The following is a 21,024-nucleotide window of genomic DNA, read 5'->3' as shown; positions in this document are numbered from 1 at the left end:
GGGTCAGAAGTAGGCGTTGGCGGGAACGGGTGTGCCGTGCAGCAGGTTCTGGCCGATCGCGACCGCCTTGTAGGCCACGGGGTTGTGCAGGGTGATCGTCCGGATGTTGCGCCAGTGCCGGTCGAGGCCCTTCTGTCTGCTGGCCGCGCTGGCACCGCCGAGCTCCAACAGCCGGGTCGCGGCCTCGGGGGCGATCGCGTCGAGGTGGACCTTGACCTTCGCGACCTTCAGCTGGGTCTCGGTGGCCAGCTCTGCGTCCGGGTTGCCGTCGGAGGTCGAGGCGGCCGAGTTCGTCGCGGTGGCGATCGCCTCGGCGGCGTCGAGCACGGCCGCCTTCGCGATGTAGGCGGTGCTGGCCAGCTCGCCGAGCAGACGCTGCAGGTGTGGGTCGTCGGTGGGACGGTCGGTCGGGGCGTGGCTGAAGCTGCGGTCGCGGGAGCGCAACAGGTTCACTCCGTCGTCCACGACGCCGGCCAAGATGCCCGCGACCACCGCGTGGATGTAGAGCTGCAATGACGCGTATTGCACCGATGGCACCGGTTCGGCGTCGTACGGCACCTCGGCAAGGATCTCGTCGGAGGTGAGCGAAACGTTCTTGAAGATGGTGGTCCCCGTGCCGGTGCGGCGCTGGCCGAACCCGTCCCAGTCGTCGATGAGCTTCACTCCCGTGCGGTCCGCGGGCAGCACGACGGTCGCCACGGAGTCGTCGTCGGTCGTGGCGGTGACCGTCAGATAGTCGGAGAACAGGGTGCCGGTGCTGTAGAACTTCTCGCCCTCCAGCCGGTAGCCTCCGGCCGGATCGGGCAGCAGGCGGGTGTTGAACACCAGGCTGCCCACGGCGTTGCTGCCCTTCTCGCTGAACGCGTTGCCGAAGAGCTTGCCGTCCGCGACCTTGCGCAGCCATTGCAGCGACGCCGGGTCGCCTGGGCCAAATCCCCGGTCGTTCCGCTCCTGCCCGCCGAGCGTGCGCAGCCGCTCCTCTGTGAACCAGAAGTGCGTCCGGAAGATGTGGGCCACAATGGGATCGGCCCGAGCGACGTCGATCACCGCGGAGAACAGCTGCGGGACAGTCAATCCCGACCCGCCGAGCTCGTGAGGTAGCCGCAGTGTTCCGAAGCCTGCCCGCTTGAGTGCAGCAACCTGATCAAAGGGGTTCTCGTCGTTGAGGTCTCGGTCCTTGGCGCCGGCTGCTATGTGGGCCAGCAGCTCGTCCCACTGTGGCGAGCCGGGCAGAACGCGGCTGTTGTTCTCGACGGTGGTCATGGCATCGTTTCTACGCAAGACCACGCATGGCGGCACTGCTTTGGCTCGTGCCGAACCTAAGAGTCGAGGACGGGGCACAATGGTGGCCGATGACGATGAATGCTGGGCGCCGCCGAGTCCACGACAGGCTGGCGGCGCTGCCCGGTGTGCGCTCCGTCCGCAGGCCCATCCTGGCTGACGGGCCCGACGAGTTCGACCTGTTCTACGTCCGCGTCGGCGAGAAGTCCGCGCACCCGCTGGTGATCATCCCTGGCGGCCCCGGCGCGGCATCGGTGGCCCTCTACCGCGGCCTGCGCAAGCACGCCGTGGCCGATGGCCTGGACGTGATCATGGTCGAGCACCGTGGCGTCGGGATGTCCCGGCACGACGACGATGGGATCGACCTACCCCCGGAGGCGTTGACCATCGATGCCGCCGTTCACGACATCGCCGCGGTGCTCGGCGACGCTCAGGTCGACGAGGCGGTCCTCTATGGCACGTCGTACGGCACCTACCTGGCCGCGGGCGTCGGTCTGCAACACCCCGGACGGGTGCACGCGATGGTCCTGGACTCTCCGCTATTGGCGGCCGACGACGTCGATGCGGTGCGGGCGGCCGTCCGCCGGGTGCTGTGGGACGGCGACGAGCCCGAGACTGCCGAGCTCGCGGCGAAAGTGCGCACGCTCGTCGACGACGGTGTGCTCACCCCTGCGTCGACCCAACTCGCCGCCGACATGTACGGACTCGGCGGCCCGGAGCTTCTCGGTCGGCAGCTCGACCTGTTGCTCAAGGATCGCGATTGGGTGTGGGGCGCCGTCGGACTCGGCACTCGGCTGCTGGCCGAGCGCACGACGCCGTTTCACAACGAACCCGACCTCGTCGGCCGCATCGGCTACCGCGAGCTCAACTATGGCGCGGTGCCGGACGGCAAGCCGCTCGATCCCGCTGTGGCTCTGCGCGAAATGGCTACCGGCGAAGTCGATTTCGTCGCCGAGCCCTATGACCTCGTCGCGGCGATGCCGGGATTCACCTGGCCGACCGCGGTGATCTCGGGTGGTCGCGACCTCACCACCCCGCGCGCGGTGGCGTGCCGGATCGTCGACTTGATCCCCGATTCGGTGCTCGTCGACATGCCCACCACCGGACACAGCGTCATCGACACCAAGGAAGCCTCGGTGCTCGAGATCGTCAAGGCCGTGTACGCCGGTGAGATAGGTGAACTTTCCGGTCGGTCAGCGCAACTCGACGCGGAGCCGAGCCTGCTCAGTGTCCGCCTGCTGAGGCGGGCGATCACCGCCGCCGCGGCCGCGGAGTCGGTGGTGCCGTCCGTGGTGCCGCGGGCGGTTCGTCACGTCACCTCGACACCCGAGTCCCCCTCGACTTCTCGGCAGGGGAACGGCGGAACTACTTCATGAACCCGACGATGGTGTAGTTCAAGTCGCCGATGCCGGCCGGCCCGTAGTTGGCCAAATTACTGCGCACCGCCACGTTGCCGGGCGACTGGAATAACGGCAGGCTGAATCCGATCGCCCAGATCAGCTTGTCGAGTTCGTTGGCCTTGACGCGCGCCGCTACCGGATCAAGCTCGGCGAGCGTTTCCTCGATCTTGGCATCGATTTCCGGGCTGCCGATCTTTCCGTAGTTGCTCTCGCCCTTCGACAGGTAGATCTGGGTCAGTCCAGACAGAGGGAATGCGTCGCCACCCCAGGCGAACTGGGCGACGTCGAAGTTTCCCGGCGTGATGTAGTCACTGAACAGCGAGCCGCCTGCTGCGGCGGTCAACTGCAGGTCCACTCCAATCTGTGCAAGCGTGCTTTGGGCGATCTGCGCGATCTGCCGTGTGCTCTGGGCGTCGTAGAAGACATCGCGGATTACGAGTTTGCGACCGTCCTTCTCGCGGAATTGTCCGTTCATCGTCCAGCCCAGACCGTCGAGTTCGCGCTTGGCGGCCTCCGGGTCGAAGGGAATGCTGTTGTCCTGGTAGCCCTGCTGGCCCGCAACGTAGATGTGGTTGTTCAACGGCGTTGGCGTATCGACGAGCCCACGCTGGCTGACGCTGGCGATGGCTTGGCGATCGATTCCCTTGCCGACCGCAGCCCTCAATGCGGGGTCGGCCAGAATCGAGCCCTGTGCGCCGTTGAAGGTGAAGTGGTACCAACTGGCTGCGGGCGCACGGCGTATCGAGATGCCCTGCGTGCGTCGCGCGATCGTGAGTTCATCGAGAGTAGCGAGGCCGACGGCGTCGAGTGCACCGTTCTGTAACGCCGGGATCGTGGCCGCGTCAGCCAACACCGAATAGGTGACGGAGTCCAACTTCGGTGTCGCGCCCCACCATTTCGGGTTGCGGCCCAAGGTGATCCGCTGTGCGCCTTTGTCCACGTTCGTGACCATGAACGGACCCGCTGACGGGCCGGGTCCATTGAGCTGGCCACGGTTGAACGTATCGGGGTTGGCCGTCATGCTCTTGGGATAGAGCATGCCGTTGCCCGCGAACATGCCCTTCCACTCGGCGTAGTGCTTGGCGAAGGTGACGATGGCCTGCCGGTCATCGACACCTCTGGTGACCGATGCCACCCGTTCGCTGCCGTTTGGCGCGGCGATCTGGTATGCGGGATCGGTGCCCTTGGTGGCGGCGATCTGCGAGGCGATGTCCTCCCACGTGATCGGCGTTCCGTCAGTCCACACCGCCTTCGGATTGATCGTGTAGGTGACGACCTGGGGATCGGTCTTGGTGAGCTCGACGTCGGTGAAGTAATCCTTGTTCACCGTCGCCTCGCCGTCGGGAGAGATGACGAACGCGCGAGGCATCGTCCATCTGAGCAGGCCACCCAGTTCTCCGAGGTTGCCGTCCACTTGAAGGGTGTTGAAGTTGGGCGGATAGCCAGACAACGCCAGCCGCAGATCGCCACCGTCGCGCAGGGTGGCGGGGTTCTGTGGGTTGATGTCGTTGGTCTTGCCGATCTCCGCGTTGCCGCCCGCCGATGGCGGAGGCTGGTCGCCACCTGAACACGAGGTGATGGCGAGGCAGACCGCGAAGAGGGCACCGGCAAGACGTCGGGTGATCATCCTGCCGATGTTAGTGGTGCCGATTCCTTCCACGTGGGCGCCGCGTCGGGTCTGGGGCCTCAGCGCATGTCTCAGCCCGCTGCGGGTTGCGGTACGGCGCTCAGCAGACGTCGGGTGTATTCGTGCCGAGGATCTCCGAATACCGTGGTGGCAGGACCGGATTCGACGACAGAGCCCTTGAGCATGACGATGACGTCGTGCGCGAGGTGCTTGACCACGGACAGGTCGTGCGAGACGAAGAGGTAGGACAGCCCAAAGCGCCGCTGCAGATCCAGCAGCAAGTTGATGATCCCGGCCTGGATGGAGACGTCCAGGGCCGACACTGGCTCGTCGAGCGCCAGGATCTTCGGCTGAAGCGCGAGGGCCCGTGCGATGCCGATGCGCTGCTTCTGCCCGCCGGAGAACTCGGCAGGATACCGGCTGGCGTCCTCGTGGCGCAGGCCGACCACCTTCAGCAGTTCGATTACCCGTTCGTCGACGCCCTTCCGGGCGAAGCCGTTGGCGGTCAACGGTTCTGCCAGCACATCGAAGACGGGCAGGCGGGGGTCAAGTGAGGCGACCGGGTCCTGAAACACCACCTGCAGGTCCCCACGTAGAGAGCGCCGTCCCCGCGGGTCGAGGGTGCTGACGTCCCGGCCTAGCACCTCGATCGAACCGCCCTGAGGCTTGGTCAATTCCAGGATCTGGTGCAGTGTCGTCGACTTGCCGGACCCCGATTCACCTACGATTCCCAGCGTCCTGCCCTGTCGTAGCTCGAAACTGATTCCGTCGACCGCCCGCACCTCGCCGATCTGGCGTCGGAACACCGCACCCTTGGTCAGCTTGTACGTCTTGATCAGATTCTCGACGCGCAACACCACGGGAGCATCGGCATCGAGCGTCCATTCGGGCGGATCCGTCGAGACGCCGTAGACGTCGGGCGCCGAACGGCCCTCGACCTGGTCGGTACGAATGCACGCGGCCTCGTGGTCGGGCGCGATCTTCCGCAGTGCAGGCTCCTCGGAACGGCAGTCGTCGATCACCAGCGGGCAGCGGGGCGCGAAGGGACAGCCCGGCGCAAGGGCGGCCATCGACGGTGGGGCACCCGGGATCGGCACCAGTCGGGAGCCTTGGGCGGCGTCGAGGCGAGGCACCGACCCCAGCAGTCCGACCGTGTACGGCATGGCGCGGGTTCGGGCCAGGTCGGCGACCGGTGCCGTCTCGACTGCCCTGCCCGCGTACATCACCAGAGCCCGGTCGGCGAATTCGGACACCACACCGAGGTCGTGGGTGATGATCAGGACGCCGGCCCCGGTGACGTCGCGCGCTGTTCGCAGAACGTCGAGGATCTGCGCCTGCACGGTGACGTCGAGAGCTGTCGTCGGCTCGTCGCAGACGATCAGGTCGGGGTCGTTCGAAATAGCCATCGCGATTACGACGCGCTGACGCTCGCCGCCGGACAGTTCGTGTGGGAAGGACCTGGCCCGCCGATCGGGCTGGGAGATGCCGACGAGCTCCAGCAGTTCGACGGCCCGCGTGTGGGCGGCACGGCTGCTCAGGTCGCGTTGGTGCACGCGCACGGCCTCGGCGATCTGGTCGCCGACGGTGTAGACGGGCGTGAGGGCAGACATCGGGTCCTGGAACACCGTCCCGATGACCTGGCCCCGGATGCGGGACAGGCGTTTGTCGTCCAAGCCGACCAGCTCGTCGCCGTGCAATTGCACCGATCCCGATACCCTCGCGAACTCGGGCAGCAGCCCCACGATCGCCATTGCCGTCGCCGACTTGCCCGCTCCGGATTCACCGACCAGGGCGACCACTTCACGAGGTCGCACGTCGAACGTCATTCCGCGGACCGCGGCCACCTCTTCGGCATCGGTGGGGAAGGTGACCTTCAGGTCGGCCACTTGGAGTAGATCGCTCATTTGCGCCGCCGAAGCGTTCTGGATCCAGGGTCGAGCGCGTCCCGAAGCCCGTCGCCAATCTGGTTGGCGCACAGCACGATGAGCACCAACACGCCGGCCGGGAACAGGAAGACCCACGGAAACGTCGACACGGATGCGGTGCCGTCGGCGATCAGCGTGCCCAACGACACATCGGGCGGTTGGATCCCGAATCCGAGGAAGCTGAGCCCCGTCTCGGCCAGAATCGCGACGCCTACGTTGAGCGCGGTGTCCACGATGAGGATCGACGCGACGTTGGGCAGTACGTGGCGAACGATGATGCGCCAGTTACTGACACCCATATATCTTGCGGCCGTGACGAACTCGCGTTCGCGCAGGCTCATCGTCAGTCCGCGGACGATACGGGAGCTGATCATCCAGCTGAAGGCAGACAGCAGCAGGATGAGCCAGAAGGTGGTGTCCGAGTGCTTTATCCGCGGTGTGACGACCGCAATCAGGATGAAGCTCGGCACCACCAGAAGCAGGTCGACCACCCACATCGACGCGCGGTCTCGCCAGCCGCCGAAGTAGCCGGCCATCGACCCGACGGCGGCGGCGATGGTCGTCGAGATGAAGGCGACGAACACGCCTATCAGCAGCGACTTCTGCATTCCGCGCAGCGTCTGGGCCAGCAGGTCTTGGCCCAATGCGTTGGTGCCAAACCAGTGGCGCCCACTCGGCGGCTGCTGCAACGACAGGTAGTCGAGCTCGGCGTAGGTCCAGGGCAGCAGGGGCGGCAGCGCATAACATGCGACGAACAACAGCACCAGGATCGCCAGCGCCGCCACCGCGAGCCGGTTGCGCAGGAACCGCCGCAGCACGAGGGTGCGCCGTGATGCGAAGGCCCCCGCGACGATGCCGGACTGCGCGGTTGAGCTCTCCTGCGTGGTCACCGGTTCGGTCACGTCACCCTCACCCTCGGATCCAGCGCTGCGTACATCACGTCGGACAGCAAGCCGCCCAACAGGATCGTCGCACCGAAGAACAGGGTTACGGCGGCGACGACGTTGATGTCCTGATTCGTGATGCCCTGCACCACCCACTCGCCCATGCCGTGCCAGCCGAAGATCTGCTCGACGAAGACAGCGCCCGCGACCAAGCCGCTCACGCTGTAGGCGAACAACGTCGCCATGGGAATCAACGCGGTGCGCAGTCCGTGCTTGAACAGGGCTTGCCGCCGCGTCAGGCCCTTCGCGCGCGCGGTCCGGATGAAGTCCTGGCCCAGCACGTCGAGCATCGCGTTGCGCTGGTATCGGCTATAGCCGGCGATGGCGGACAGGGCGAGCGTCAGAGTCGGCAGCACCAAGTGCTGCAACCGGTCGACGAACTGGCTCCACGCCCCACCCACCGGGGTCGAAGAGGTCTCCCCGGTGTACTCGAACAGCTGAAACCCGAGTACGGAGTTGACCTTCAGTGCCACCAGAATCAGCAGGTTCGCGATGACGAACGTCGGCGTGCTGATCAACACCAGCGACGTGACCGTGATGACGCGGTCAGACAGCCGGTATTGGCGGACCGCGCCCCAGGCGCCGACCAACACGCCGATGAACGTGCCGACCAGCGAGCCGATCAGCACCAAACGGAGGCTGATCCAGATTCTTCGTCCCAGCTCGTCGGATACCGGCTGGCCGGTGATGGTCTTGCCGAAATCGCCATGCCACGCGCGCGACGCCCACTCGCCGTAGCGCAGGGGTATCGGCTTGTCGAGACCCAATTCAGTGGTCCTAGCGGCGATCACCGAGTCGGGTGGCCGCGGGTTTCGTTCCAGCAGGCTGTCGAGGGGATGAAACGTCAGCGACGCCAGCGCGAACGTGAGGAACGACGCCAGCGCCAGCAGTACGACGTAGTTGAAGGCCCGACGAGCCAGGAATCGCGTCATGTCGCGCCCGTCGAAAACCACATGGGCACAGGGTAGGAGATCGACGCTCGAAGACCGCGTTGCGGCACGGCGGTTGGCAAAGAGAACTCGCAGGGTCGATGCAGCCCGTTCACAGACGCAGGGCGTTCAGTTGGCGGTAGGCAAATAGTCCACAGATGGATCTACAGATCGGGTTTGTGACATGCATTACAACGCAAGGGTGTTCGCCGCAGTCGTGGGCGGCAGTGCCGTGGTGACCCTCGGGGCCTTGAGCGTGGGCGTCATAGAGGGTCAGATGGCACCAGCGTCGATGGCCGGACCCACTCAGATGTCGTTGGGCGCCACCAGTACTGAGTCCGCGCCGCCGAGTGCGCCCGCCATCGGCGAAGCCGCACCGGCGATCAAGGGTCCGGCGCCGCTCCCAAAGGAGGAGCAGGGACTTCCCGGCTGACGTGACGCCCGACTGAGAGCGGGATGGCTGGGCGCTGTGGGTTTGGTGAACGTCCGCTTCGGTTGCCCGAATGGTTGAAGGGGTTCAGCCCCCCTTCTTGGTACGTATTCGAGCTGGTCCTCGCCATGGGCGGGCTGTCCGTCGCCAGCACGAGCTGGGCCGAGCCCGAGCCGTCCACGCCGGGCCCGGTGCCGACCGAAGAGGCCACTACGGGAGAGACCACCACCGTGACCACGCCCGCGACCACGCCGACCACGTCATCCGTGCCGCTCGAGATCGAGGGCCCGGCGGCGTTGCCGTCGGAGCAGGAGGACGCGCTCTGATAACCGGCTAGTGACCCGGTGACAGGGGAGGCCGAATGGTGGACAACACCGCGGTCGCCCCTTCGCGTCTGGCGTTGATGGTCACTTGGTCGTCGACCTGAAACGGCGGCTGAGCCGCGGGGTCGACTTGTTGGATGAGGTAGGTCTGGACGAAGCCGTCGTCACTGCGGGCCGCGACGGAGGTGGCGGAGATCGCCGTGACCCGCCCCGTCTGCGACAGGAGCGTCGTGAAACCGCCATGGCCGTCCGCGACGACGTTCTCGCCGTGTAGCGAGTCGGTCCCATCGTGGGCCCGAAGTGGCGCGGGGAAGGCAGGCTGGTGGCCGTCGCCGTGCATCCCGCCCGACACGGCGTGAAAGCCGGTGTCGGTTGCCGCGGCGATCGCGGCACCGCCGACCCCGGCGATGGCCGCCGCCAGCGCGATGGCTCCGATCGTCCTGCGCGTGTCCCAGGTGTTCACGCATTCCACTGTGGACGAGTCACGTGTGCGCCAGCTGTGAACGGCCTTTCATCTGACCTTGTTGAGGATTCAAAGCCCGCGCATAGAATCGGCACAGGTGTCGCCCATTCGAAGGGTAAACAATGAGGGAGATGACCACCGCCAACGGCTCCGACCGCGAACACGCCGACCCCGCACGCGTCGTCATGCGCAGGTCAGACGGCAAGCCGATCAACGTGCTCGTGGTCGACGACGAGCCCGTCCTCGCCGAACTGGTCTCGATGGCCCTTCGCTACGAAGGCTGGGACATCGCGACTGCTGGCGATGGCGAGTCGGCGATCGCGCTGGCCCGCGAGAACCCTCCCGACGTCGTCGTGCTCGACGTCATGCTGCCCGACATGAGCGGGCTCGACGTGCTCCACGAGCTGCGGGCCCAGATACCAGGCCTGCCCCTGCTGCTGCTCACCGCGAAGGACTCGGTCGAGGACCGCATCGCCGGGCTCACGGCGGGCGGCGACGACTACGTGACCAAGCCGTTCAGCCTCGAAGAGGTCGTGCTGCGGCTACGTGCGCTGCTGAGGCGCACCGGGGTCGCCGACGAGACGGGTGGCGCGCAGATCGTGGTCGGCGACCTCGTGCTCGACGAGGACAGTCACGAGGTGACCCGCGGAGGGGAACCGATCGCGTTGACGGCGACGGAGTTCGAGCTGCTGCGGTTCATGATGCGCAACGCCAAGAGGGTGCTGAGCAAGGCACAGATCCTCGATCGGGTGTGGAGCTACGACTTCGGTGGCAGATCCAACATCGTCGAGCTGTACGTGTCGTATCTCCGCAAGAAGATCGACAGCGGCCGTGAGCCTATGATTCATACATTGCGCGGCGCCGGGTACGTCCTCAAGCCACCGCGATGAGCTCCGGTCGCCGCGGCGCACCTACTGAGTCACGCACCCGGATCTGGTCACCGCGGACGTGGTCGCTGCGGCTGCGGCTACTGGCTACTCAGGTCCTGCTGCTGGCAGTGGTGTGCGCGAGCATCGGCATCGCGACGGAGTTTGCGCTGCAACGCTTTCTGGTGCGTCAGCTCGACCAGCAACTCGTCGAGGCGGGCAGGCGCTCCGCAGCGATATTCGATCTACCCCCGCCTGCCTTCGACGGCTTCCCGCCGGGCTTCGGCCCGTCGAAGGAGCGTCCGTCGGGCTTCGGCCCGCCGGGGGAGGGCCCGTCGACGCAACCGCCCTTTCCGTACCGGGAGCGGTTCGACCCGGAGTTCGGGGCCGGCCCCGGATTCCTCAACGCACCCGGACAGGCGACGCGGACCGTCGGCGCGGTGATCTCTGCGTCCGGCGCCATCGACGCGGGTGTCATCAACGGCGACGGAACGCGCTCGACGATCGACGGTGAGTCGGCCGCCAAGCTCGCCAAGGTGCCACGGACACGCACCCCCCAGACGGTCGAACTCGACGGCCTCGGCCCCTACCGGGTGATCGCCCTGCATGCGCGACACGGCGACGAGACGATCGTGACCGGCCTACCGACGGCGGTCATCGACGACACTCTGTTGTGGGTGCTCGGCATGTTCTGCATCCTCGCGGTGATTGCCCTGCTCGCGGCCGCCGTCGCGGGCATTCTGGTGATCCGGCGCCAGCTTGCGCCACTCTCCAGGGTTACTGCGGCAGCCCGTGACGTGGCCGACCTCGAGCTCGACAAGGGTGAGGTGCTGCTGCCGAGCCGGATCGTGCGGGTCGATCCGGCCGGTGCGCATACCGAGGTCGGTCAGCTCGGATCGGCACTGAACCGCATGCTGGACCGCATCGCGAGCGCGCTGTCGGCGCGGCATGCGAGCGAGACCCGGATACGCCAGTTCGTCGCCGACGCCAGCCACGAACTCCGTACCCCGCTGGCTGCCATCCGCGGCTACACCGAACTCGCCCAACGGAAGCGGCGCGAGCTGCCCGACGACGTGGCGCACGCAATGAGCCGGGTCGAATCCGAGACCGCGCGCATGACGCAGCTCGTCGAGGACATGCTCCTGTTGGCCCGCCTCGACGCGGGACGTCCATTGGTTCAGGAAGCGGTGGACGTATCCAGGCTCATCGTCGACGCCGTCAGCGATGCCCACGTCGCCGGGCCCGACCACGACTGGTCGCTCGACCTGCCCGAGGAGCCGGTGTCCGTCATCGGCGACGAGGCACGCCTGCAGCAGGTGCTGGTGAACCTGCTGGCCAACGCCAGGACGCACACCCCCGGCGGGACGTCGGTGACGACGTCACTGGTCGAAGATCTGGGATCGGCAGTGCTGACGGTGGCCGACGACGGCCCAGGCATCCCGGCCGACCTGGTTCCGGAGGTGTTCGAACGGTTCGCCCGCGGTGATTCGTCCCGGTCGCGCCGCGGCGGTAGCACCGGTCTCGGTCTGGCCATCGTGGCGGCGGTCGTCAAGGCGCACGACGGAACGATCGACGTGCGAAGCGAACCAGGACGCACGGAGTTCGTGGTGAGACTTCCCAGACACCCTCCAGCTTCACAGCGACCCACAGCCCGAACCAATCGCGCGCCTAGCGGATTGCCAGAGAATCGATGAGGTGACTGCCGTTCTGCCGTGCGCCGCGTACGCCCTTGACGGCGACTCCATTGACCCTGACGTCCCCGCTGATGCCGCTCGCGTGCCCGCCGCCATCGGTGAACGCGTGGCGTTCGGCGTGCTGCTGGTCGTCACGGCGGCGCTCTACCTGTGGAATCTGTCAGCCAGCGGCTGGGCCAACGGCTTCTACTCGGCGGCGGCGCAGGCCGGTGCCGAGAACTGGACGGCGATGCTGTTCGGTTCCAGCGACGCAGGCAACGCCATCAGCGTCGACAAGACGCCCGCCGCGCTGTGGGTGATGGACGCCTCGGTGCGGCTCTTCGGACTGAGCTCGTGGAGCGTGCTCGTCCCGCAGGCGCTCGAGGGCATTGCTGCCGTCGCGCTGCTGTATGCAGCCGTACGACGTGCGGCGGGCCCGTCGGCCGCGCTTCTGGCCGGAGCCGTCTTCGCGCTGACCCCCGTGGCGGCGTTGATGTTCCGCTTCAACAATCCCGATTCGCTCTTGGTGCTCGCGCTCGTCGCGGGCGCTTACTGCGTGCAGCGGGCCTGCGAGCGCGACAGCAGTCGATGGTGGCTCATCGGAGCGGGCGCCGCGGTGGGCATCGGCTTCCTGGCCAAGATGCTGCAGGCGTTCCTGGTGGTGCCCGCGTTCGGGATCGCATACCTGATCGCGGCCGCCGTGCCTTTGCGCACCCGGCTGTTCAGGCTGGTCGGGGCCGCGGCCGCGATGGTCGTCAGCGGAGGCTGGTATCTGCTTCTCGTCGAGCTGTGGCCGGCCTCGTCGCGGCCCTACGTCGGCGGATCGCAACACGACAGCATCATCGAACTGGCCCTTGGCTACAACGGGCTCGGCCGCCTGACCGGCGACGAGACCGGGGGCCTTGGCAACATGAACTTCGACGTCGGCTGGGGCAGGCTGTTCGGCACCTCGATGGGCGCCTACATCGCGTGGCTCATCCCCGCGGCGGTGGTGTGCATCGCCGCCGGTCTGTCCATCACCCGCCGCGCGCCACGGACCGACCGGACGCGGACCGGTCTGATCATCTGGGGCGGCTGGCTGGTGGTCACCGCCGTCGTCTTCAGCTACGCCAACGGCATCCTGCACCAGTACTACACCGTGGCGTTGGCGCCGGCGATCAGCGCTGGGATCGGAATTGGCGCAATGCTGCTGTGGCGCAACAGGTTCGATGTGCGCGCCGCCATTGCGATGTCGGGCTCTGTGCTCGTCACCGTCGTGCTCGCCGCCGTGCTGCTGGCTCGCCGCACCGACTGGCTGCCATGGATGGGCACCGCGGTCGCCGTCGTCGGCGTCGGAGCCGCGGTTCTGCTCCTGGTGTCGGGTCGACTTCCGGCGCGGGTCGCGAGGGGCGTGGCAGCGTGCGCGATCCTGGCCTGTCTGGCTGCCCCGGCCGCGTACGCGCTCGCCACGGTGGCCACGCCGCACTCCGGAGCGATCCCGTCGGTAGGGCCACCGCGCGGTCACGGTTCCTTCGCCGGCCCGGGTGGCGGTCTTGGCGGTCCCGGCGGCGGGTTCCTCGACGTTCCCGAAGCGGGGCCCGCCCTGACGAACCTGTTGTCCGACGGTGCGGACCGTTACGAGTGGACCGCTGCGGCCGTCGGCTCGAGCAACGCCGCAGGCTATCAACTCGCGAGTGGTGCGCCGGTGATGGCGGTCGGCGGGTTCAACGGCACAGACCCCGCGCCGACCCTGTCCGAATTCCAGCGCGACGTCGCCGACGGTCGAATCCACTACTTCATCCACGGACATTCGATGTTCGGATTTCCCGGTGGCCACAACAGCAGCGGTAGCCACGACGCCGCCGACATCAGTGCGTGGGTCGAAGCGCACTACACCTCGGAACAGGTGGACGGCGTCGTCGTCTACGACCTCACGCAGGCGCCGAAGAACTCATAGCCGGCGCATAGCTTGCGCCAACGACCACCACACACCGCAGAACGACGATGGAGTCATGACAGACATGAAGGACGACGTGGTGCTGATGGAGGCCGCCGTGGTTTCGAGGCCCGCCTTCGCGCCGCGACCCAACGCCGCGTTGGAGGCCAGGGCACTGGGGGTTCCGGTGCTGGACGTGGTGATACCGGTGTACAACGAGCAGGCTGCGCTGGCCGATTCGGTGCATCGGCTGCACCGCTACCTGCGTGACAGCTTCCCGTATCCGGTCCGGATCACGATCGCCGACAACGCCAGCATCGACGACACCCCCCGCATCGCCGACGAGTTGGCCGCCGAGCTCGACGACGTCCGCGTCGTTCGGCTGGAGCAGAAGGGACGGGGTCGCGCGCTGCACCAGGTGTGGTCGCAGTCCGATGCCATGGTCCTCGTCTACATGGACGTCGACCTGTCGACCGATCTGGCCGCCGTCGCCCCGCTCGTCGCGCCGCTCATCTCCGGTCACTCCGACCTGGCGATCGGCACCAGGCTGGGCCGTGGCTCGCGGGTGGTTCGCGGCGCCAAGCGCGAGATCATCTCGCGGTGCTACAACCTGATCCTGCGCTCGACGCTGCAGGCCAGATTCTCTGACGCCCAGTGTGGATTCAAGGCGATCCGCGCCGACGTCGCCCACAGCCTGCTGCCCCACGTCGCCGACACCGGGTGGTTCTTCGATACCGAACTGCTGGTGCTCGCCGAACGTAGCGGGCTGCGCATCCACGAGGTTCCCGTCGACTGGGTCGACGACGCCGACAGCCGGGTGGACATCGTCGCAACGGCGGCCGCCGACCTGAAGGGTGTCGGCAGGCTTCTGCGCGGGTTTGCCAGTGGTTCCATCCCCGTGAATGCGATTGCCGCCCAGTTGGCTCCATCGCAGTCGTCGGCCACACCCAACTCGCTGCTGCGCCAAGTGGTGCGCTTCGGCGCCGTCGGCGTCGCGTCGACCGCGGCGTACCTCCTGCTGTTCATGCTCCTGCACGGCGTCATCGGCGCTCAGGCCGCGAATCTGGTGTCCCTGCTGCTCACGGCGATCGCCAACACGGCCGCCAACCGGCGGTTCACGTTCGGCGTGGCCGGCGGCGCGAAGGCGGCGCGCCACCACGTCGAGGGCCTCATCGTCTTTGCGATCGCTCTCGCGATCACCAGTGGTGCGCTGGCCGGCCTGCACGCCTTCGTCGAGCAACCGCACCGCCTGCTCGAGCTCTCCGTGCTCGTGCTGGCCAACCTGGCGGCCACCGCCGTCCGCTTCGTCCTGTTGCGCGGCTGGGTGTTCCACCCGCGCCGGACCCACTGACCGAGAAAAGGTAAGAACGATGGCGACATTGACCGCTGAAGACGTCCCAACGGACGCCGCGATCGAAGAGGCGGGGCCGCCGGATCCGCGTTGGACGCGGCCCGCGTTCTGGGCGCTGCTGGTCGGAACCGCGGTGCTCTACCTTCTGAACCTCGGCTCGTCGGGCTGGGCCAACAGCTATTACGCGGCCGCGGCTCAGGCGGGCACCCAGGACTGGAAGGCATTGCTGTTCGGGTCGCTCGACTCCGGCAATGCCATCACCGTGGACAAGCCACCTGCCGCAATGTGGGTGATGGGGTTGTCCGGCAGGCTGTTCGGATTCAACGAGTTCACGATGCTGCTGCCGGAGGCCCTGATGGGCGTCGGCGCGGTCGCGGTGCTCTACCTGACCGTCCGGCGCAGCAGCGGCCCGTCGGCAGGCCTGATCGCGGGCCTGGTGTTGGCGCTGTCGCCGGTGGCGACGTTGATGTTCCGATTCAACAACCCCGACGCGCTGCTCGTGCTGCTGCTGGTGGTGGCGGCCTACTGCACCGTTCGTGCCATCGATGCGAGCACCGTGCGGCGGATGTCGATGTGGATGGCGTTGACGGGCTGTGCGATCGGGTTCGCGTTCCTCACCAAGATGCTGCAGGCGTTCCTCATCGTCCCGGGCCTCGTGTTGGCGCTCCTCGTCGCCGCGCCCTTCGGCGTGTGGAAACGATTGGGCGCGTTGCTCATCGGGGGAGCGACGATGATCGTGTCCGCCGGCTGGTACATCGCGTTGGTCAGTCTGTGGCCAGCGGACTCGCGTCCGTACATCGCGGGCTCCACCGACAACAGCCTGTTGCAGTTGGCGTTCGGCTACAACGGCATCGAGCGGATCGCCGGGAACGAAGGCGGCGGTCCCGGTTCGGGCGGCCCCGGTCGCCACATGGGCGGCGGCGGCACGAACCTGTTCTTCGGCGGCGACCCCGGCATCGGTCGGCTCTTCGGGCCGTCGATGGGTGTTGAGGCCTCCTGGCTGTTGCCCGCGGCCCTCATCGGATTGGTGGTCGGGCTGTGGCTGACCTGGCGTGCGCCGCGCACCGATCGGGTCCGGGCCGGCTTGTTGCTCTGGGGCGGCTGGCTCTTGGTGACGGGCGCCGTGTTCAGCTTCATGGCCGGAACCGTCCACCCGTACTACAACGTCGCACTCGCGCCCGGGGTCGCCGCGCTGGTGGGAATCTCGGTGGCGCAGCTCGTCAAGCGCCGGAAATCGTTGGTTCCGCGGCTGGTGCTCGCCGTCATGCTCGCGGCCACCGGAGTGTGGTCGTTCGCACTGCTGAACCGGACGCCCGAATGGTGGCCGGTGGTGCGCTGGGTCGTGCTCGTCGGTTCGATCCTGATCGCCCTCGTGCTCGCGGTGCGCGCACACCGGCTGGGCAAGGCCACCGCGGCCGTCGTCGTCGCGGCGGCGATCTTTGGGCTCGGTGGCTCGGCGGCGTTCTCCATCTACAATGCCGCGAGTGTGCACAGCGGTCCCGGCACGATGTCGGGACCCCAGAAGGCGGGCGGCTTCGGCGGCCCGGGCGGCCCCGGCCGTGGCGGTGACAACGCGGAGGTCGCGGCGCTGATCAAGGGGACCGACAACCGTTGGGCCGCAGCCGCAATCGGCTCGATGTCGGTGAGCGACCTCGAGCTGAAGACCGGAACCTCGCTCATGGCGATCGGTGGCTTCACCGGTGGCGATCCGTCGCCGACACTGGCTCAGTTCCAGCAGTACGTCGCCGACGGTCAGGTGCGGTACTTCCTGGCCGACTCGGGCCGGGGTGGTCCTCCCCGACACCGGACGGGCTCGGCAGGCGACATCACGGCGTGGGTGGAGCAGAACTTCACCAAGAAGGACGTCGGCGGCACGACCGTCTACGACCTGCAGTCGAAGGCGTGACGAGGGGGTGACGCTGGTTGGAATCAGCCCGATTCACACCGTCGGAATCCGGTACCGTCCGACTAGCGTCACCACGTTCCCATGCCCGCGAACGCCAGGAGGATCCCGTGTCCGTGACCGACGAGTACCTCAAGAACAACGAGGCGTACGCCGCAGTTTTCAATCGGGCGTCCGACCGGCCGCAGCCGCTGCCACCCAGCAAGCACGTCGCAGTCGTCGCCTGCATGGACGCGCGCATGGACGTCTACCGGATCCTCGGACTTGCCGATGGCGAGGCGCACGTGATCCGAAACGCAGGTGGGGTCGTCACCGACGACGAGATCCGCTCCCTGGCGATCAGCCAGCGACTGCTGGGCACCAAGGAGATCATCCTCATCCACCACACCGACTGCGGCATGCTGACCTTCACCGACGATGGCTTCAAGCAGACCATTCAGGACGAGATCGGTCTGAAGCCCGAGTGGGCGGCCGAGGCCTTCCCGGACGTGGAGGAAGACGTCCGCCAGTCGCTGCGCCGCATCGAGGCCAGCCCTTTCGTCACCAAGCACGAGTCGCTGCGCGGCTTCGTCTTCGACGTGGCGACCGGCAAGCTCAACGAGGTCACGCTCTAGCCCGCCGAGTGCACGCTTGTCGACGGCCCCACTCGAGAACGCGTCAACAAGCGTGCACTCGGCGCGGGTGTCTGGCTCAGCCCACCTTGTAGGTTGCGATCGCCTTCGCAACCAGCTCGCCACCGGGAGTGACGACGTCGACATCGCAGTTGACCAAGGTCCGGCCGCGGCGCAGCACCCGGCCGACGCCGATCAGGTCGGTCGCACGCGCGGGAGCCAGGAACTGCATCGCCATCGACACCGTCACCCCGCGCAGCGAGGGGGCAGCCTCGACGCCGGCCCAGGCCGCAGCCATCACGGTGACGTCGGCCAGGGCGGCGATGGCACCGCCGTGCACCATGTCTCCCACCGTGGTGTTCAACGGATCCCACGGCAGCCGTAGCCGCACCTCGTCGGTGTCGAGGGCCTCGGCCACGATGCCGAGCTTCGTCACGAACGGGGACTGCGGGATGAACTGCGCCATGACCTCGGCGCCGGTGGGAGTCGACATGACGCCATGGTGTCTGCTTCACCGGGCGCGTTTCAACTACCCGCCGGGTAAGCGGCCCTGGACACGTCGACCTGTCGGGTCCGATGCGTTGACACGCCCACGCGCCGCCGGTACATTCCTGGGCATGATTGCAATTCTGGCTAACTCTACCAACTTAATGGAGAAGCCATGACCCTGATTCAAGGCGTCGACCAGCCGTCGGGGGGCCGTTATGAGCTGAGTCATCTGCGCTCTCTCGAAGCCGAGGCCATCCACATCATTCGCGAGGTCGCCGCTGAGTTCGAGAAGCCCGTGCTGTTGTTCTCCGGCGGCAAGGACTCCATCGTCATGCTGCACCTGGCGATCAAGGCGTTCAACCCGGGGCGCCTGCCGTTCCCCGTGATGCACGTGGACACCGGCCACAACTTCGACGAGGTGCTGGCCGCCCGCGACGAGCTCGTCGCCGAGTCCGGGGTGCGACTCGTCGTCGCCAGGGTGCAGGACGACATCGACGCAGGGCGCGTCGTCGAGACCATCCCGTCGCGCAACCCGATGCAGACCTTCACGCTCCTGCGTGCCATCAGGGAGAACAAGTTCGACGCCGCCTTCGGAGGCGCTCGCCGCGACGAGGAGAAGGCCCGCGCCAAGGAGCGGGTGTTCAGCTTCCGTGACGAGTTCGGCCAATGGGACCCGAAGTCGCAGCGCCCTGAGCTGTGGAACATCTACAACGGCAGGCACCGCAAGGGTGAGCACATCCGGGTCTTCCCGCTGTCGAACTGGACCGAGTTCGACATCTGGTCCTACATCGGCGCCGAGAAGATCAAGCTGCCGTCGATCTACTACGCGCATCGGCGCCAGGTGTTCCTGCGCGACGGCATGTTCCTGGCCGTGCACAAGTACCTGCAGCCGCGCAAGGATGAAGAGATCATCGAGAAGACCGTGCGGTTCCGCACCGTCGGTGACGTCACCTGCACCGGCTGTGTCGAGTCGTTGGCGGGCACGGTGTCCGAGGTGATCGCCGAGGCCGCGGTGTCGCGGCTGACCGAACGCGGGGCGACCCGCGCCGACGACCGGATCTCCGAGGCAGGCATGGAAGACCGCAAGCGCGAGGGGTATTTCTGATGGTGACTTTGTTGCGGCTCGCGACGGCGGGCTCGGTGGACGACGGCAAGTCGACGCTCATCGGCCGACTGCTGTTCGACTCCAAGGCGGTCATGGAAGACCAGCTGGCGTCCGTCGAGCGCACGTCGAAGGAACGTGGAAACGACTACACCGACCTCGCGTTGGTGACCGACGGCCTGCGGGCGGAGCGCGAACAGGGCATCACGATCGACGTCGCCTACCGGTACTTCGCCACGCCCAAGCGGAAATTCATCATCGCGGACACTCCGGGGCACACGCAGTACACCCGCAACATGGTCACCGGGACGTCGACGGCGCAGTTGGCGATCGTCCTGGTCGACGCGCGTCACGGCCTGCTGGAACAATCGCGGCGGCACGCGTTCCTGGCGTCGCTGCTCGGTATCCAGCACATCGTGCTGGCCGTCAACAAGATGGACCTCGTCGACTGGGATCAAAAGATCTTCGAGACGACTCGGGATGAGTTTCACGAGTTCGCCGCCAGACTCGACGTGCACGACGTGACGTCGATTCCGTTGTCGGCGCTCAATGGCGACAACGTGGTGACCAAGTCGGAGCTCACCCCTTGGTACGAGGGGCCTTCACTGCTCAGCCATCTCGAAGAGGTCTACATCGCAGGCGACCGCAACCTGGTCGACGTGCGATTCCCCGTCCAGTACGTCATCCGGCCGCAGACCCGCGAGCACGCCGATCACCGCAGCTATGCGGGCACGGTGGCCAGTGGCGTGATGCGCCCTGGTGACGAGATCGTGGTGCTGCCAACGGGTAAGTCCAGCCGCATCACCGCGATCGAGGGCCCCACCGGTCCGGTCGAAGAGGCCTTCCCACCCATGGCGGTCTCGATCAGCCTCGCCGACGACATCGACGTCTCCCGCGGCGACATGATCACCCGTGCCAACAACCAACCGCACGCCGTTCAGGACTTCGACGCGACAGTCTGCTGGATGGCCGACGAAGCGGCGTTGGAGCCCGGTCGCGAGTACGTCATCAAGCACACCACCAGGACCACCAGGGCCAAGGTGACGGCGCTGGACTACCGGCTCGACGTCAATACGCTGCACCGCGACAAGAGCGCAACGGCGTTGAAGCTCAACGAACTCGGTCGTGTCACGCTGCGCACCCAGGTGCCGCTGCTGCTCGACGAGTACTCCCGCAATGCGGCCACGGGATCGTTCATCCTGATCGATCCCGACACCAACCGCACCGTCGCCGCAGGCATGGTGCGCGACACCTCCCCCGCCGCCACCCGGGCGGCCAGCCCCAACGCGGTGCGCCATCAGAACCTGGTCACCGCACAGGATCGGCTGTCCCGGGGTAGCACGGTGTGGTTCACCGGCCTCTCGGGTTCGGGTAAGTCGTCGGTGGCGATGCTCGTCGAGCAGAAATTGCTCGAAAGCGGCTGTCCCGCTTACGTTCTCGACGGGGACAACCTTAGACACGGGCTGAATGCGGACCTCGGTTTCTCGATGGCTGACCGCGCGGAGAATCTCCGCAGACTGGCTCACGTCGCGACATTGCTCGCCGACTCCGGACAGATCGTGCTGGTGCCCGCCATCAGCCCACTCGAGGAGCATCGGGCGCTCGCCCGCAAGGTCCACGTCGACCAGGGCTATGACTTCTTCGAGGTGTTCTGCGACACCCCGCTCGAGGATTGCGAACGTCGTGATCCCAAGGGGCTCTACGCGAAGGCCCGTCGCGGCGAGATCACGCACTTCACCGGAATCGACAGCCCGTACCAGCGGCCCAAGAACCCCAATCTGCGGCTGACCCC

At 66.9% G+C, this 21,024-nt stretch carries 18 protein-coding genes; 11 read left to right on the top strand and 7 right to left on the bottom strand.

The genetic code is table 11. The features are described from left to right. Nucleotides 1-3 precede the first annotated feature (3 nt). Nucleotides 4-1,263 (bottom strand): acyl-CoA dehydrogenase family protein, encoded by a 1,260-nt coding sequence (locus tag QOI01_RS34945; protein ID WP_526388631.1) that lies wholly within the window; start codon nucleotides 1,261-1,263, stop codon nucleotides 4-6. Between the two features lie 89 nt (nucleotides 1,264-1,352). Here QOI01_RS34945 and QOI01_RS34940 point away from each other — a divergent pair, with 89 nt between their 5' ends. Then, nucleotides 1,353-2,657, top strand: coding sequence for an alpha/beta fold hydrolase (locus tag QOI01_RS34940; protein WP_526388629.1), 1,305 nt, complete (start codon nucleotides 1,353-1,355; stop codon nucleotides 2,655-2,657). On the opposite strand, the gene oppA is transcribed toward QOI01_RS34940, so the two are convergent. The 4 genes from oppA to oppB form a co-directional block, all read right to left on the bottom strand. Then, on the bottom strand, nucleotides 2,647-4,308 hold the full coding sequence (oppA, locus tag QOI01_RS34935; protein ID WP_526388627.1) for an oligopeptide ABC transporter substrate-binding protein OppA: 1,662 nt from the start codon (nucleotides 4,306-4,308) through the stop codon (nucleotides 2,647-2,649). The two genes, QOI01_RS34940 and oppA, sit on opposite strands and share 11 nt — an antisense overlap. A 71-nt stretch (nucleotides 4,309-4,379) precedes the next feature. After that, nucleotides 4,380-6,212, bottom strand: coding sequence for an oligopeptide ABC transporter ATP-binding protein OppD (gene oppD, locus QOI01_RS34930; protein ID WP_526388625.1), 1,833 nt, complete (start codon nucleotides 6,210-6,212; stop codon nucleotides 4,380-4,382). After that, nucleotides 6,209-7,087 (bottom strand): oligopeptide ABC transporter permease OppC, encoded by an 879-nt coding sequence (gene oppC, locus QOI01_RS34925; protein ID WP_526388663.1) that lies wholly within the window; start codon nucleotides 7,085-7,087, stop codon nucleotides 6,209-6,211. Before oppC ends, oppD begins: the two co-directional genes overlap by 4 nt. A 44-nt stretch (nucleotides 7,088-7,131) precedes the next feature. After that, nucleotides 7,132-8,109: an oligopeptide ABC transporter permease OppB gene (gene oppB / locus QOI01_RS34920; RefSeq protein ID WP_526388624.1), complete on the bottom strand. Its 978-nt coding sequence runs from the start codon at nucleotides 8,107-8,109 to the stop codon at nucleotides 7,132-7,134. 181 nt (nucleotides 8,110-8,290) lie between these two features. On the opposite strand from oppB, the gene QOI01_RS34915 reads away from it, so the two are divergent. Both QOI01_RS34915 and QOI01_RS34910 read left to right on the top strand, forming a co-directional pair. Next, nucleotides 8,291-8,539 (top strand): hypothetical protein, encoded by a 249-nt coding sequence (locus QOI01_RS34915; protein WP_526388622.1) that lies wholly within the window; start codon nucleotides 8,291-8,293, stop codon nucleotides 8,537-8,539. A gap of 62 nt (nucleotides 8,540-8,601) precedes the next feature. Continuing rightward, a complete protein-coding gene (locus tag QOI01_RS34910) occupies nucleotides 8,602-8,862 on the top strand; it encodes a hypothetical protein (protein ID WP_526388620.1) in 261 nt (86 codons plus the stop codon). 7 nt (nucleotides 8,863-8,869) lie between these two features. On the opposite strand, the gene QOI01_RS34905 is transcribed toward QOI01_RS34910, so the two are convergent. Next, on the bottom strand, nucleotides 8,870-9,322 hold the full coding sequence (locus QOI01_RS34905) for a hypothetical protein (protein ID WP_526388618.1): 453 nt from the start codon (nucleotides 9,320-9,322) through the stop codon (nucleotides 8,870-8,872). A gap of 185 nt (nucleotides 9,323-9,507) precedes the next feature. Here QOI01_RS34905 and QOI01_RS34900 point away from each other — a divergent pair, with 185 nt between their 5' ends. The 6 genes from QOI01_RS34900 (at nucleotide 9,508) to QOI01_RS34875 (ending at nucleotide 17,644) form a co-directional block, all read left to right on the top strand. Then, a complete protein-coding gene (locus QOI01_RS34900; RefSeq protein ID WP_526388661.1) occupies nucleotides 9,508-10,212 on the top strand; it encodes a response regulator transcription factor in 705 nt (234 codons plus the stop codon). After that, complete coding sequence (locus QOI01_RS34895; protein ID WP_526388616.1) at nucleotides 10,209-11,882, top strand: sensor histidine kinase; 1,674 nt, start codon at nucleotides 10,209-10,211, stop codon at nucleotides 11,880-11,882. The genes QOI01_RS34900 and QOI01_RS34895 overlap by 4 nt, the downstream gene beginning before the upstream one ends. Before the next feature lie 82 nt (nucleotides 11,883-11,964). After that, nucleotides 11,965-13,797 carry an ArnT family glycosyltransferase gene (locus QOI01_RS34890; protein ID WP_526388659.1) on the top strand — a complete coding sequence of 611 codons (1,833 nt, stop codon included), beginning with the start codon at nucleotides 11,965-11,967 and terminating at the stop codon, nucleotides 13,795-13,797. 64 nt (nucleotides 13,798-13,861) lie between these two features. Further along, a complete protein-coding gene (locus tag QOI01_RS34885) occupies nucleotides 13,862-15,127 on the top strand; it encodes a bifunctional glycosyltransferase family 2/GtrA family protein (RefSeq protein WP_526388657.1) in 1,266 nt (421 codons plus the stop codon). A gap of 19 nt (nucleotides 15,128-15,146) precedes the next feature. Continuing rightward, nucleotides 15,147-17,033 (top strand): glycosyltransferase family 39 protein, encoded by a 1,887-nt coding sequence (locus QOI01_RS34880; RefSeq protein ID WP_526388614.1) that lies wholly within the window; start codon nucleotides 15,147-15,149, stop codon nucleotides 17,031-17,033. A gap of 107 nt (nucleotides 17,034-17,140) precedes the next feature. After that, nucleotides 17,141-17,644: a beta-class carbonic anhydrase gene (locus QOI01_RS34875; RefSeq protein ID WP_526388612.1), complete on the top strand. Its 504-nt coding sequence runs from the start codon at nucleotides 17,141-17,143 to the stop codon at nucleotides 17,642-17,644. A gap of 76 nt (nucleotides 17,645-17,720) precedes the next feature. Here QOI01_RS34875 and QOI01_RS34870 read toward each other — a convergent pair whose 3' ends face one another. Continuing rightward, nucleotides 17,721-18,134: a PaaI family thioesterase gene (locus tag QOI01_RS34870; RefSeq protein WP_526388610.1), complete on the bottom strand. Its 414-nt coding sequence runs from the start codon at nucleotides 18,132-18,134 to the stop codon at nucleotides 17,721-17,723. A gap of 168 nt (nucleotides 18,135-18,302) precedes the next feature. On the opposite strand from QOI01_RS34870, the gene cysD reads away from it, so the two are divergent. Both cysD and cysN read left to right on the top strand, forming a co-directional pair. Next, nucleotides 18,303-19,235, top strand: a complete 933-nt coding sequence (cysD, locus tag QOI01_RS34865; RefSeq protein ID WP_526388608.1) for a sulfate adenylyltransferase subunit CysD — start codon at nucleotides 18,303-18,305, stop codon at nucleotides 19,233-19,235. After that, nucleotides 19,235-21,024: sulfate adenylyltransferase subunit CysN (gene cysN / locus QOI01_RS34860; protein ID WP_526388606.1), on the top strand; the 1,790-nt coding region annotated here is incomplete at its 3' end. The genes cysD and cysN, both read left to right, overlap by 1 nt.

Origin of the sequence: Mycobacterium sp., from assembly GCF_032162605.1 — a bacterium.
In the GTDB taxonomy this organism is placed as follows: domain Bacteria; phylum Actinomycetota; class Actinomycetes; order Mycobacteriales; family Mycobacteriaceae; genus Mycobacterium.
The sequence above is the reverse complement of the archived record's forward strand: the minus strand, read 5'-3'. Positions and strand labels throughout refer to the sequence as shown.